The 14,035-nt window shown below is 29.6% G+C and carries 17 protein-coding genes; 16 read left to right on the top strand and 1 reads right to left on the bottom strand.

All coding sequences use genetic code 11. From position 1 onward, the window contains the following. Window positions 1-33 precede the first annotated feature (33 nt). The 10 genes from CJ192_RS06755 (at window position 34) to CJ192_RS06710 (ending at window position 8,278) form a co-directional block, all read left to right on the top strand. Window positions 34-1,173, top strand: a complete 1,140-nt coding sequence (locus CJ192_RS06755) for a glycosyltransferase (protein WP_102198251.1) — start codon at window positions 34-36, stop codon at window positions 1,171-1,173. Then, window positions 1,170-2,177, top strand: coding sequence for an LTA glycolipid anchor biosynthesis glycosyltransferase, IagA/BgsA family (locus tag CJ192_RS06750; RefSeq protein WP_102198250.1), 1,008 nt, complete (start codon window positions 1,170-1,172; stop codon window positions 2,175-2,177). The genes CJ192_RS06755 and CJ192_RS06750 overlap by 4 nt, the downstream gene beginning before the upstream one ends. Further along, entirely contained in the window at window positions 2,174-2,866 is a 693-nt protein-coding gene (locus CJ192_RS06745; protein ID WP_102198249.1) for a hypothetical protein, read from the top strand. Before CJ192_RS06750 ends, CJ192_RS06745 begins: the two co-directional genes overlap by 4 nt. A gap of 183 nt (window positions 2,867-3,049) precedes the next feature. Beyond that, window positions 3,050-3,406, top strand: coding sequence for a DUF2089 domain-containing protein (locus CJ192_RS06740; protein ID WP_004816192.1), 357 nt, complete (start codon window positions 3,050-3,052; stop codon window positions 3,404-3,406). After that, on the top strand, window positions 3,399-4,472 hold the full coding sequence (locus CJ192_RS06735) for a DUF4097 family beta strand repeat-containing protein (RefSeq protein ID WP_004816102.1): 1,074 nt from the start codon (window positions 3,399-3,401) through the stop codon (window positions 4,470-4,472). Before CJ192_RS06740 ends, CJ192_RS06735 begins: the two co-directional genes overlap by 8 nt. A gap of 704 nt (window positions 4,473-5,176) precedes the next feature. Next, window positions 5,177-5,431 (top strand): glycine zipper domain-containing protein, encoded by a 255-nt coding sequence (locus tag CJ192_RS06730; protein ID WP_102198248.1) that lies wholly within the window; start codon window positions 5,177-5,179, stop codon window positions 5,429-5,431. After that, window positions 5,432-5,791: a GntR family transcriptional regulator gene (locus tag CJ192_RS06725; RefSeq protein ID WP_004816143.1), complete on the top strand. Its 360-nt coding sequence runs from the start codon at window positions 5,432-5,434 to the stop codon at window positions 5,789-5,791. Continuing rightward, window positions 5,791-6,480 carry an ABC transporter ATP-binding protein gene (locus CJ192_RS06720; protein ID WP_102198247.1) on the top strand — a complete coding sequence of 230 codons (690 nt, stop codon included), beginning with the start codon at window positions 5,791-5,793 and terminating at the stop codon, window positions 6,478-6,480. The genes CJ192_RS06725 and CJ192_RS06720 overlap by 1 nt, the downstream gene beginning before the upstream one ends. Continuing rightward, window positions 6,473-7,285, top strand: coding sequence for a hypothetical protein (locus CJ192_RS06715; protein ID WP_102198246.1), 813 nt, complete (start codon window positions 6,473-6,475; stop codon window positions 7,283-7,285). The genes CJ192_RS06720 and CJ192_RS06715 overlap by 8 nt, the downstream gene beginning before the upstream one ends. Window positions 7,286-7,351: 66 nt before the next feature. Further along, window positions 7,352-8,278 carry a type I phosphomannose isomerase catalytic subunit gene (locus tag CJ192_RS06710; protein ID WP_102198245.1) on the top strand — a complete coding sequence of 309 codons (927 nt, stop codon included), beginning with the start codon at window positions 7,352-7,354 and terminating at the stop codon, window positions 8,276-8,278. 37 nt (window positions 8,279-8,315) lie between these two features. On the opposite strand, the gene CJ192_RS06705 is transcribed toward CJ192_RS06710, so the two are convergent. Next, window positions 8,316-8,864, bottom strand: coding sequence for an energy-coupled thiamine transporter ThiT (locus CJ192_RS06705; protein WP_102198244.1), 549 nt, complete (start codon window positions 8,862-8,864; stop codon window positions 8,316-8,318). Window positions 8,865-9,021: 157 nt separating this feature from the next. On the opposite strand from CJ192_RS06705, the gene CJ192_RS06700 reads away from it, so the two are divergent. The 6 genes from CJ192_RS06700 to metK all read left to right on the top strand — a co-directional run bounded on the left by CJ192_RS06700 (window position 9,022) and on the right by metK (window position 14,029). Further along, complete coding sequence (locus CJ192_RS06700) at window positions 9,022-9,960, top strand: diacylglycerol/lipid kinase family protein (RefSeq protein WP_102198243.1); 939 nt, start codon at window positions 9,022-9,024, stop codon at window positions 9,958-9,960. Between the two features lie 81 nt (window positions 9,961-10,041). After that, window positions 10,042-10,521 (top strand): CarD family transcriptional regulator, encoded by a 480-nt coding sequence (locus CJ192_RS06695; RefSeq protein ID WP_004814883.1) that lies wholly within the window; start codon window positions 10,042-10,044, stop codon window positions 10,519-10,521. A 20-nt stretch (window positions 10,522-10,541) separates the two neighbouring features. Further along, a complete protein-coding gene (locus tag CJ192_RS06690; RefSeq protein ID WP_102198242.1) occupies window positions 10,542-11,642 on the top strand; it encodes a PIN/TRAM domain-containing protein in 1,101 nt (366 codons plus the stop codon). Between the two features lies 1 nt (window position 11,643). Continuing rightward, on the top strand, window positions 11,644-12,333 hold the full coding sequence (ispD, locus tag CJ192_RS06685) for a 2-C-methyl-D-erythritol 4-phosphate cytidylyltransferase (RefSeq protein WP_102198241.1): 690 nt from the start codon (window positions 11,644-11,646) through the stop codon (window positions 12,331-12,333). Continuing rightward, a complete protein-coding gene (ispF, locus tag CJ192_RS06680; protein ID WP_102198240.1) occupies window positions 12,334-12,810 on the top strand; it encodes a 2-C-methyl-D-erythritol 2,4-cyclodiphosphate synthase in 477 nt (158 codons plus the stop codon). Window positions 12,811-12,859: 49 nt separating this feature from the next. Then, on the top strand, window positions 12,860-14,029 hold the full coding sequence (metK, locus tag CJ192_RS06675; RefSeq protein WP_004814875.1) for a methionine adenosyltransferase: 1,170 nt from the start codon (window positions 12,860-12,862) through the stop codon (window positions 14,027-14,029). Window positions 14,030-14,035 lie beyond the last annotated feature (6 nt).

The following is a 14,035-nucleotide window of genomic DNA, read 5'->3' as shown; positions in this document are numbered from 1 at the left end:
TTAGTTTTAAAATTAAAGTTAAGAGGTTATTTTATGAAAATTTTAATTACATCTGACTGGTATTATCCAGTTGTAAATGGTGTTGTAAGATCAATTTTGAATTTAAAATCATATCTTGAATGCCGTGGTTTTGATGTAAGGGTTTTGACCCTGTCAAATTCTACTGAAAGTTATAAAAAAGATAAGGTTTATTACATAGGAAGTCTAAGTGCTGGCAAAATTTATCCTGAGGCAAGAATTTCTGCAACATTGAGAAATAAATTTATCAAAGAAATTAAGGATTGGAAACCTGATATTGTCCATTCTCAGTGTGAATTTTCAACTTTTATGATGGCAACAAAAATTGCAAAAAAAGCATCTTGCCCAATAATTCACACTTACCACACTATTTATGAAGATTACACCCATTATTTTTCCCCATCAAAAAAGGTAGGTAAGAAGGTTGTTTCTGTATTTTCTAAGGCTATATCTGATAGGACAGATTATATTATTGCTCCAAGCAAAAAGACTTTGGAGATTTTAAAATCATATGATATTGAGGATGAAAAAATACAAATAATTCCAACAGGTATAGAAATGCCTGAAAGATTGGATGATAAATATAAACTTAGGGATTATTATGGTTTCGATAAAAACGATAAGATAATTTTATATTTGGGAAGACTTGCTGAGGAGAAAAATATTGAAGAGCTTATCGATTATTACGGAAAAATCAATATGGACAAGTTAAAATTTATCCTTGTAGGAGGGGGTCCCTACCTTGGGCATTTGAAAAAATATAGCGAAAAAATTGATAAGAGAATTTATTTTGCGGGCATGGTTAGGCCAGAAGAGGTAAATAATTATTATAGGATGGCAGACGCCTTTGTTTCTGCAAGCAAGTCTGAAACTCAAGGCCTTACCTATTATGAGGCAATGAGCAATGGGACCTTGGCAATTTGCAGGAAAGACTTGTGCCTTGATCATGTAATAATTGATGGTTTTAATGGCTACCAATATAAAGATTTTTTCGACTTTGAAAAATTTTTGCAAATTATTTTTTTGGATGATAAAAAAAGAGAAGAATTATCTAAAAATGCTAGGTCTTATGCTCTTGAGAATTTTTCTATTGATTCTTTTGGGAAAAAATGTGAAAAACTTTATAAAAAAGCCCTGGAAAGAGATGTTAGATGAAAATTCTTATTTATAACGAAGATTATCAAACTGTAAAAGAATCTGGGGTTGGCAAGGCCATTGACCACCAAAAAAAGGCCCTAGAGCTTGCAGGTGTTTCTTATACCTTAAATTCTAAGGATGATTATGATATTTGCCACATTAATACAGTTTTTCCAAAATCTGCATCATTTGCAAAAAAAGCGAAAAGAGCTGGGAAAAAAGTAGTCTATCATGGCCATTCTACAGAAGAAGATTTTAGAAATTCCTTTATTTTTTCAAATCAACTTGCTCCTTTTTTTAAAAAATGGTTGATTTATTGCTATAAAAAGGGAGATTTAATCCTAACCCCAACTACTTATTCCAAAAAAATTCTAGAATCCTACAAGATGGATAGGGAAATTGAGGTTGTATCAAATGGAATAGATTTGGACTTTTGGAAGGAAGATAAAAATGACAGGGAAAATTTTTACCAAAGATATGGTCTTGATAAAAATAAAAAATCAATAATTTCTGTTGGTCTTTTTATAGAAAGAAAGGGCATATTGGACTTCGTTGACCTTGCCGAAAAACTTCCCCAATATGAATTTGTTTGGTTTGGAGAATTGAATTTAAAACTTGTTCCAGAAAAAGTAAGAAGGGCTGTCCAAAGTAATTTAAAAAATTTACATTTTCCAGGTTATGTCGACCAAAATTTATTAAGGGAGGCTTACTCTGGATCAGATCTTTATATTTTTCCAACCTTTGAAGAAACTGAAGGGATTGTCCTTCTTGAGGCCCTTGCTACAAAGGCTGATATTATAATTAGGGATATTGAAATTTATAAAAATTTAAAAGAAGGGGAAAATATCTATAAGGCCAAAGACTTTGATGAATTTTATGAAAAAATAAAATTAATCTTGGAGGGAAAACTTCCATCGGTAAAAGAGAAGGCCTATGATTTAGCTAAAGATAAATCCCTAGAAAATGTTGGTAAGAAACTTAAAAAAATTTATGAAGAACTTTTAGAAAGAGATGAAAAATGAGAAGTTTATTAAAATTTATGGTCTATGCCCTAATAATTATCTTTATACCAAGTTTTATAATGATGTTTGTTACAAGTATGGGCTTTGACAATATTTACTTGGTACTTTTGGGTCAAATTCTTATTTTTATTATATTGATGGGCTCATATTTTCTAACAAGAAAAAATATAGTTAAGTATGAAAATGAGACCTTAAAATTAATAGAACATGAAGATAATATAGAAAAATTAAAAGATTTAAGAGAAAAAAGAATATCCTACAAGTCCAAGGCTAATATTAGTAAAAAAATTATAGACCTTTCCTATTCAAAAGAAGAGCTTTCTAAGCTTAGAAAATACTCTTCAACTTATGATGATTGGATATTTTATTATGCAAGTTTGATAAAAAATGAAAGAGATGATAGGGAGATTTATAAGAAAAAAAGGGATAATTTTATAAAAAGATATAAAAATAGGCACTTTATTTTCTTAGATTATGCAGAAAACATGAGAACATCCATAAAATGGATAATAATATTTTTGATATTTTCCTTAATATCCTACCTAAATCCATACAAATTTATAAGAAATCCGAACCTATATACTATGGCTCTTTTACTAAACTTTACCTTAAACTTTGGACTTATGGTAAATACAGTAATATGGATAATAAGAAGCTTAAAAAGTTATTGGGCAAGAAAAATAATTTAGACAAAAGATTTTCTTTTGTCTTTTTTTATTTATAAATTTAAGATAAATCAATTTCAAAAACAAGGTTATTAAAATGAGATATTAATTTAATTAATAAAATGAATTAAATTATTAAAAATATTAAAATTAAACTTTACAAATATTAAAAGGGTGGTATACTAAAAATATAAAAGGAGGCTGGCTTTGATTAATAAATGTCCTAATTGTGGTGATGATTTAATTATCACATCTTATAAATGTAAGTCATGTTTGACAGAAGTTAGTGGTGAGTTTGAAATGGACAAGTTTCAAAGACTCGACCTTGAGGATTTGGAATTTGTTGAGCTTTTTTTACAAAAGCGTGGAAGTATAAAAGATGTTGGTGAGAGTTTAGGAATTTCTTATCCAACTGTTAGAAATAGAATTGACAAGATTGTAAAAAAACTTGGTGGAAAGATAGATAAAAAAGAATCTAGAATTGATATTTTGAATATGGTCGACAGGGGAGAGATCACTCCAGACCAAGCAAGCGAACTTTTAAAGGAGTTAAAAGATGAATGAAGAAAAGAAAATGATTTTAGATATGTTAAAAGAAGGAAAAATTACAGTTGAACAAGCAAGCGATCTTTTGGAAGCTGTAGGCAAAGATAAATCAAAAAACAATGATGAAAGTTTTGTTAATAAATTATCTACTTCTTTTGAAAAAATTATGAAAAAAACTAGCGAAACTATTTCGAATTTCGACTTTGATTTTGATCTTGATAGTGTAAGTATTCCAAATATTTACCATATCAATTCTCAAAAATCTGAAAATCAAACAAAAATCGATGATGATATCAATGAAATTGAAATTGATGTGACAAATGCTTCTTTTGAAATTGGAAGAGCTCAAGAAAATCATATCTTGGTTGAACAAAAAGTTTATTATAAAAACAAGGAAGATATGGACAAGGAATATCTAAACATCGAAGTTGTTGATGATAAACTTATTATCAATACAAAAGAAGAATATAAGTTTTTGGATGCTAGTGCGAATGTAAAATTATATTTGGGAAAAAATCTTTACGATAAGATTGATGTAAATATTGTAAATGGTCAAGTTGAACTATGCGATGTTGATTTTAAAGAAAATAATATGGAATCAATCAATGCAAGACTTACTGTAATTAATTCTGCAGGAAATATTGACCTTAAAAACACAAACGGAAGAATTGAAATCAGAAATACAAATGGAGATATCGAAGTTTCTAATGTAAATGGGTCAGTTTACCTTACAAATGTAAGCGGATCAAAGGCTGATATAAATTTAGTTAATGGATCTATCAGGGTTGATGGTTTAAATATAGAAGATATAAATCTTTCATCAAAATCAGGTTCAATTAGAATTTATAAAATTATCGATAGCAAGGAAATAAATATTGATACAAAATTTGGCTCAGTTGTTGTTGATACAAACGAATTTGGAAAAAATATCAAAGCCCTAATCAAAGCTTCTTCTTATTCAATAGCTGACAAATTTAAAAATAAATTACAAAAAGAAAATGGCTACCAAGTTTCTACAAATCCAGAAGAAAACGACCTAAACATTGATATAAAATCAGGTTTTGGTAGGGTAAGCATTAGATAAGAAAAAAATTATAGCCTTAGGATTTTTCCTAAGGCTATTTTTTGTGGAAAAAAAGATATAGCAAATACATATCTCATAGCGTAAACAACCCCTCAAGCACGAATATCTGACTTCAAAAATTGTTGATTTCTAAATTTTAAAATTCTAAAATCGCAAACTCGCTCGCGCTCAAACAGTGCGATTTTTGACGAATTTTTAAATTTGAAATCAAATCAATTTTTTACGTATGATATTCTTAGCGTGAGGATTTGTATACTTTGTTAACGGTCCGGTCTTAGGGTTGCTCCTAAGGCTATTTTTTTATTGAAATAAAAAAGAACTTCTTGAAAAATTGCGGATATAAATATTTTTCAAGAAATCTTTGTATTAAGAGAAACTAAAAACTTCAATTTAGCCTAATCTTCCGGAAAATTACTATTTTGTAATAAGATAAGGCTAAATTTTTTCTATTTGTTTTGAGGGATTTTAACAAATATTTTCAAAGAAAAAAATAAAATATTTATTAAGGAAGAGATAAGCTTGTGGCTTAAATTATTTATCTTATCCTTTTCTTTTCACATAAATAATAAGATAGCTTTGTTTTGAAATTTAAAAAAATTTGTAAAGATTAAGTAATATTTTAAAAAAGACTTTACAAAAATAAAAAATGCTATATAATTGTATTAAGAAAGTGATACAATAATACAAAGGTACAAAGGAGAGAGATGGGAATTTTAAAAATAATTTTTCCAATATTTTTATTGGGGATTTCTTTAATATTTTTAATAAAAAAATTGGATAAAAATTATAAAAAAGAAAAAAATTTAGAAAATGATGGAAATTATTTGGCTGAAGGAATTGGGATTGGTCTTATTTTTGGAGCAGCTTTTGGAAGTCTTTTCAATAATATGGGATATTGGATTCCTATTGGAATGCTTTTTGGTTTAATTATTGGTCAGGCTATAAAAAAGGAGGAATAAATGGAATTTGATAATGATAGGCCTATTTATCTTCAAATTTTGGAAGATTTTAAGTCGAAAATTTCAAGTGGTATTTGGAGTCCTGGTGAAAAAATTGCCTCTGTAAGAAATTTGGCAAAATTTTATGAGGTCAATCCAAATACTGTTCAAAGGGCTTTGGCTGAGCTTGAGCGAGATGGACTTTGTAAAAGCCAAAGGACGGCGGGAAGGTTTGTAACTGATGATAAAGACTTGATAAAATCTTTATCAAAAAATGCTTTTGAAGTAATTTGCGAAGATTTTATAGCAAATGCAAAAAATTTAAAAATTTCAAAAGAAGATGCTCTTGATGGTCTTGATAAATTTTGGGAGGTGGACTAATGTTAGAGATTAAAAATTTGACTATGTCATATAAAAACAAACTTGTTTTGGATAAATTAAATTTATCTTTTGAAAAGGGAAAAGTCATTGGACTTTTGGGACCGAATGGATCGGGAAAAACAACCTTACTTAGGATTCTTGCAGGTCTTGAAAAAAATTATGCTGGGGAGGTTAAAATTGGAGGAGAAAATCCAAATCATCTTACAAAATCTTTTGTATCCTACCAACCTGACCACCTTCCTTTGGACAAATCATATAATTTGTTAAAAATTTCAAATTTATATGGGGAATTTTTTGAAGATTTTTCCAAGGAAAAATTCGAAAAAATTATCAGAGATTTCAAACTTGATATGAATATGAAAATAAAAAATATGTCAAAAGGAATGAAGGACAAGGTCCAAATTGCCCTTACCCTTTCAAGAAAATCTGACTTATATCTTTTGGATGAGCCTATGAGTGGAATTGATCCTGCAAGCAGGAAAAAGATTATGGATGTAATAATTGATAATTTTGATTCAGAAGGTCTTATGATTATTTCAACTCATTTGATTAGCCAAATCGAAAGATTGTTAGATGAGGTTGTATTCATATCAGATGGAAAAATTATTTTGGAAGAAAATATTGATGATTTAAGACAAAAGCACAAGATGGGAGTTGAAGAATATTTTGAGGAGGTTTTCAATGTCTAAGTTATTAAAACGCCAATTAAAAGAAAATATTAGGGACATCCTACCTTGGATTATAGTTCCTATAATTTTATCTATTGTATTAAACTTTATAAATTCATATCTGGACTCAGCATTTTTGGATTTTATAACAGTTCTATCAATGCTTCTAATGTATTCATCCTTTGCAGTATCTATGATAATTGTAATATTAAATGACTACAAAAAATTTTATGGAGATCAAGCTGCCTTTTATGATGTTCTTCCAGTAAAATCAAAAGATGTAACCACATCAAGGATTTTAAATATAATGATTATCGCTATACTTGCAGGCTTTATATTTTTGCTAGAATTTTTTGGATCCTTTCTTATTACAACAGGAGCAAGGGGAGAAGAAATAAGTCTGATATTTAGGCAAATAAAAACCGTCTTAGGCCAATTTCCAACAAAAACCATAATTATCTTTATAATTACAGTTTTAATTTCCTTACTTGCAACTTTTACAAGAATTTTAGCCTCAATTAGCATAGGCTCAAGCAAAACTTTTAAAGATTTGGGAAAATTTGGACCGGTTTTAGTCTTTATTTTGATAACAATAGTAATTTCGATTTTAGGCCTAACATTTGGTGTGAAATTTTTAGAAACATTCTCAGTAAATGTAGCAAAAAGCTCAGATCAAATACAAAATGGTTTTTATTTAAGTAATGTAGAAAGTGTAGAAGAATTGACGAGAATAATGGGACTAGGTACTATATTAAACATGGTAGTGTCAGCAGTACAAATTTATCTTACAAACTTCTTCCACAAAAATAAATTAACAGTAGCATAAAAAATAAGCCCAAGCTTTATCCTTGGGCTTTGTTTTTTTCTTAGTATAGTAAAAGGGAGGTGGATTATGGAAAAAGTATTATTTTTAAAAGGAGAATTTGTAGAAAAAATTTGGGGAGGAGAAAGACTCAAAAATGACTTTCCCTACCAATTTGAATCAGAAAATATTGGGGAATATTGGGCTATTTCTGCCATGGAAGATTTTCCTTCAAAAATTTTAAATGGAAAATATAGGGGAGAAAATTTAGGATTTTTATATAAAAATCACAAAGAGCTTTTTGGAAATGGAAATAAGAAGAAATTTCCTCTTTTAATAAAACTAATAGATGCGAACGATGACTTATCAATCCAAGTTCATCCTGATGATGACATGGCAAAAAAAGAAAATTCATATGGTAAAAGTGAGTGTTGGTATATTTTAAATGAAGATGAGGCCTCAATTATTTATGGTTTAAAAACTGATGATAAAAATAAGGCTTTAAAAATGATTGATAATAAAAAGTGGGAAGACTTGTTAAATGTAGAAAAGTCTATCAAGGGAGATTTTTTTAAGGTTCCTGCAGGTATGGTTCACGCCATAAAAAAGGGAAGTTTGATTTTGGAGATCCAACAAGCATCAGATTTGACCTACAGACTTTACGATTATGATAGGGTGGATAAAAATGGTAACAAAAGAGATTTACATTTGGAAAAATCAAAAGAGGCAATGAAGTGTCTTGATACAGAAAAAACTCATGAAAATTTAGAAGAAAAATCAGAACTTTTGTATGAAAATGAGTATTTTACAGTAAAAAAAATAAATGTAAAAGGAAAAGATTCTTTTGATAGAAAAGATCCTTATTTATTAGAAAGTATAATAAATGGAGAGGGCCAACTTATAGTAGATGATGAAAAATATCCAATAAAAAAAGGAGATTTTTTCATTTTGACAAATTATGTAAAAAATTATACTTTCCAAGGAGACTTAGAAATAGTAGAATCCGTATCAAAATAAAAGACCATCCAAGGATGGTCTTTTCAAATTATTATTTTTATTTTTGCTTATTTAAAAATATTTTTAGCCTATCATATATTAACAAGAAGACAACAATTAAAATCAAGGCGTCTACTGCCAAGAAGGAATAATTATAAGCAAAGGCATAGAGGGTAAAATTATTAAATCCTGCAGCTTTTGCTGTTGCCATATCGTTAAAGAATACGAAGGCGCTAATTACATTAAATAAACCACTTACTAAATAAGAAATAATAATTGATGGAATATAAGAAAATTTTGTTTTGCTTTTTCCAAAGGAAATTCCAGAAAGGGCAATTGCTGAAAAAGAAAGTATATAATCCAAGATAGCTTGGGCTGGATGAATTACATATCCTCCAAAAACCATATTCAAAATTCCAAAAATTAGAGCTGCCCACAAGCCTTTTTTAAAACCCCATCTTACTGCAAAAATTACTAGGGGAAGTCTAGAAGCAAGGGTAACAGATCCGCCAAGAGGCATCCTAAATAAAACGACAAAGGAAAGTATAAATGAAAGAGCAATTGACACTCCTCCTTCAACTATAAACCTTGTATTATTTTTCTCCATATTTATCTCCTTTTTGTATGTTATATTTTATATGTTATCAATTTTAAGTATATCACTTAAATAAGTAAAATAAAAATATTTTGATAAGAAAATACTTTAAAAATATTGGAATATAAGTAAAATATAAATATATTTATTAATGAATTTGAGGGATAAAATGAAAAAATTATTGTATATATACAATCCAATGAGTGGGCAAAAAACTATAGGAAACCACCTTAGCGAAATAGTTGAATATTTTAGCAAAAATTCTTATTTTCCAACAGTTTACGCTACTCAAAAGGCAAATGATGCCAGAGAAAAGGTAAAAGAATTTGCCAAAGATTACCAAGAGATTTTGGTAAGTGGGGGAGATGGAACCTTGGATGAGGTTGTATCTGGCCTATTAAAATCACAAGAAAAATCTATAATAGGATATATTCCAACAGGATCTACCAATGATTTTTCAAGGTCATTAAAAATTCCTACAGATATAAAAAAAGCAACCAAACTTGCCGTAAAAGGCGAGGTTATGGATATAGATGTTGGACAATTTAATTCAAAATTTTTCACCTATGTTGCAGCTTTTGGTTCAATTGCTCAAGTTTCTTACGAAACAGACCAATCAATGAAAAATATTTTTGGAAGATTTGCCTATATACTAGAAGGAGTGAAAACTGTTTCAAATTTAAAAGCTTACAAAGCAAAAATAACAATAGATGATGAAGTTTTTGAAGGAGAATTTATCCATTTTATGGCTACAAATTCTGTATCAGTTGGGGGCTTTAATAATTTTTATAATAAAAATATTGGTCTTGATGATGGAGTTTTTGAGGCAGCTTTAATAAAAAAACCAAAAGGCCTTATAGAATTAAACCAAATTATAGATGGGCTTAGGAGTAAAAAAGAAAACGACAATGTAATCTTTAGGTCAGGATCTGTATTTAAGGTAGAAAGTGATGAAAAAATTGATTGGACCTTGGATGGAGATTTTGGGGGATCTTATAAAAAAAGTGAGATAAAAGTTTTAAACAGGGCTGTAAAAATGAGGTGTGGTTTTGCGAAAAATTCTAAAGAACTTTTATCAAATAAAAAAATGATTGACAAAAGATTATAGGGGGAGTATACTGTAAAATTATTTCGTTTACTATTTGACCAAAAAAGGTTATAATATATATAGAGAACCTAGGAGGTCAAAATGTTTAAAATCGGTGATAAAATAGTTTATCCTATGCATGGTGCTGGGATAATAGATTCTGTAGAAACCAAAGAATTTTTAGGCGAGGAGAAAGAATATTTTATTCTAAAGATGCCTATAGGTAATATGGATATTTCAATTCCTAAATCAAATATTAATAAAATGAATATTAGGGATGTAATATCAAAAGAAGAAGGAGAAAAAATACTTGCAATCTTAGATGAAAAACCAGAAGATTTAAATGGTAATTGGAACCTAAGATATAGGGAAAACCAAGAAATTTTAAAAACTGGAGATATTTTCAAAATTGCAAATATGGTAAGAGATCTTGTTGCCTTGGACGATGACAAGGGACTTTCAACAACTGAAAAGAAACTTTTAAACAGGGCTAGAAGAATTATGGCAAGCGAATTAGTTATGTCGGGTTCTCTAGAAAAAGACCAAGCCGAAAAGATGATTGATGAATCAATAGGCTTATAATTTAATATTGGGAGAAAAATATGTTTAATAGAATATTTCGAATTATGTTTTCTGTAATTGGAGCTATTCTAGGCATATCTGTAGTAAAATTGGTACTATCTGTTGTGGATTTTACAATAGATAGTTCTGTTTTTTTTATAACAGCTAATGTGCTAATAGCTTTAATATTTGCAGGCATATTTTATTTTCTATCAGGCTTTATTTACAAGATGATGGAAAATATTTTTATGAATTTAGAAAAATACTTAGAAGATCTACCACCACTTAGTGTGGCAGTTGGAATAAGTGGAGTTATTGTAGGATTGATTTTAGCCTTTCTTGCAACCAAACCCCTAAGCTCTTTATCATTACCAGTAGTTGGTAATTCAATTTTTGTGCTATTATCTATTATTATTTATTTGGGCTTTGGACTTTTGGGATGGAGAATCGCTTCAAAATATCCAGACAAGTACCCACAGATATTTCAAAAAGTAAAAGAAGTTAAAAAGCCAAACAGAAAAGAAAATAAAAAGGAAATTTCAAAGGATACTTCCTTAAAATTAATCGATACATCGGTATTAATTGATGGAAGAATTTTAGATATTATAAGAATAAACTTCATAGAAGGAAAGCTTATAATACCAGAATTTGTCTTAGAAGAGCTCCAACACATAGCCGATAGTCCCGATGACTTAAAAAGAGAAAGGGGCAGACGTGGGCTTGATGTTGTAAAAGAGATCAAAAAAAATAAGGATATAAATCTTGAAATAAGCTCAAAAGATTATCCTGAAATAAAAGAAGTTGATTCAAAATTATTAAAATATGCCCAAGATACGGGAGCAAAAATATTTACCAACGACTACAATTTAAATAAGGTCGCAGATGTACAAGGAATTACAGTTTTAAATATAAATGACTTGGCAAATGCCATGAAAACTAAAGTTTTACCAGGAGAGCTGATGGAAATTGAGGTTATCAAAGAAGGAAAATCTAGAAACCAAGGAGTTGGTTATCTTGAAGATGGAACCATGGTTGTAGTTGAAGATGGAAAAGATTTAATAGGAAAGAAAATAAATTCGACAGTAACAAGTGTTTTGCAAACATCAGCAGGAAAGATGATTTTTGTAAAGGCAAAGGAATAATATGATAGACGATAAAAAAATATCAGCAGTAATTACAGCAGCAGGCAATGGACTTAGGATGAAATCAGACAAGGCCAAGCCTTACATAGAATTAAAGGGAAGAAAAATCCTAGAAATATGTTTGGATACAGTAGTATCTTTAGAAGAAATTGACCAGATAATTGTGGTAATTAGAAAAGATGATGAAGACTACCTAAAAGATATTATAAAAAAATACAAGAAAAAAATATCCTATGTATTTGGCAAAGAAACAAGAGAACTTTCGACCTATGAGGGCCTAAAAGCTGTAGATAAAGATTCAAAATTGGTCTTAACCCACGATGGGGTAAGGCCTTTTGCGAGCAAAAAATTATTTAAAAATATAATGGATGAGTTAAGAGAATATAAGGCTGTAATAAGTGCAGTAAAATCAAAAGATACGGTGAAAATTGTAGGAGAAGATTTGTTGGTAAAAAATACACCACTTAGAAAAGAAGTCTACAATGTTCAAACACCCCAGGCTTTTGATAAGGAGATGATCCTATCTTATTACGAAAAATATATAAAAAGTGATCTTACTATAACTGACGATAGCCAGCTTTTTGAAATTTTTAGCAAGGAAAAAATCAAGGTAGTTGAAGGGGAATATTCTAATATAAAAATTACAACACCGGAAGATTTGATATTTGCTAGAGGATTTTTGGAGGATTAGATGAGAATTGGATTAGGATATGATGTTCACAAATTAGTAGAAAATAGAAAATTAATTCTTGGGGGAGTAGAATTTCAGTATGAAAAGGGACTTTTGGGTCATTCCGATGCAGATGTTTTGGTTCATGCCATAATGGATGCAATACTTGGAGCCTTAAACCTTCCTGATATAGGAAATTTATTTCCAGATACAGATGATGAATATAAGGATATATATTCCATAAAACTTCTCGATAGGGTGGTAAAATTAATGGAGGAAAAATCCTATAAAATTGGAAATTTGGATACAGTTATAATTTGTGAGATGCCAAAAATTTCACCAAAAAGAGAAGAGATTCAAAAAAAATTAGCAAAACATTTAAAAACAGATATAGAAAATGTATCAATAAAAGCATCAACCTCAGAAAAATTATCTTTCACAGGACGTGGAGAAGGAATTGAGGCAAGAGCTGTGGTTTTATTAGAAAAAATAAAATAAAAAAAGAAACAGTTTAAGGTATAATTATCCTTAAAAGAAGGGAGTTAAGATGAAAAAATTATTTACATCAGAATCAGTAACAGAAGGACATCCAGATAAGGTATGCGATCAAATATCTGATGCCATCTTGGATGAATGTTTAAAACAAGATAAAAACTCAAGGGTAGCTTGTGAATGTGTAACAACAACAGGGCTTGTAATGGTTGTTGGAGAAATTTCAACAAAGGCCTATGCCCCAATAGAAAATATAGCAAGAGAGACAATAAGAGAAATAGGTTATGATGATCCAAAATTAGGATTTGACTATCAAAATGTTGCAGTATTAACATCTCTTATAGAACAATCACCTGACATCGCCCAAGGTGTTGACGATTCTATGGATTATAAGTCAACAAATGATAAGTATGACAAAATTGGAGCAGGTGACCAAGGAATGGTTTTTGGTTATGCAGATGATGAAACAGAAGAATACCTTCCACTATCAGTTGTTTATGCTCAAAAACTTGCCCAAAGGTTAACCTATGTTAGGAAAGAAAAAATTCTTGATTACTTAAGACCAGATGGTAAAAGCCAAGTTACAGTTGAATACGAAGATGGAGTTTTAAAAAGGGTAGACTCTATAGTTATTTCAACCCAACACTCAGAAGATGTAAGTCTTGAACAAATTAAAAAAGATGTAATTGAAAAAGTAATCAAAGAAGTAATAGATCCAAAATACATCGACGATGATACAAAATATTATATAAATCCAACAGGAAAATTTGTAGTTGGTGGACCAAAGGGAGATTCTGGACTTACAGGAAGAAAAATAATTGTAGATTCCTACGGTGGATATTCAAAATCTGGTGGTGGAGCATTTTCTGGAAAAGACGCTACAAAAGTTGACAGATCAGCAGCTTACATGGCAAGATATGCAGCAAAAAATATGGTAGCAGCAGGTCTTTGCAAAAAATGTGAAATAGGGGTAGCTTACGCAATTGGAGTTGCAAGACCACTTTCAATTTATGTAGATAGTTTTGGAACTGGTAAATATGAAGATGAAAAATTATCAGAAATCGTAAAAGAAGTTTTTGATTTTAGACCTCAAGCAATAATTGACAAGTTAGATTTACAAAGACCAATTTTCAAAAAAACAGCAGCTTATGGACATTTTGGAAGAAATGACCAAGACTTTACTTGGGAAAAATTAGACCAAGTTGATAAATTAAAAAATAAATAGGAGAGG

It is taken from the genome of Anaerococcus hydrogenalis, from assembly GCF_002871895.1.
GTDB classification, from domain to species: Bacteria; Bacillota; Clostridia; order Tissierellales; family Peptoniphilaceae; genus Anaerococcus; species Anaerococcus hydrogenalis.
Note: the sequence above shows the minus strand (reverse complement) of the source record. Positions and strands in the feature narration are given on the sequence as shown.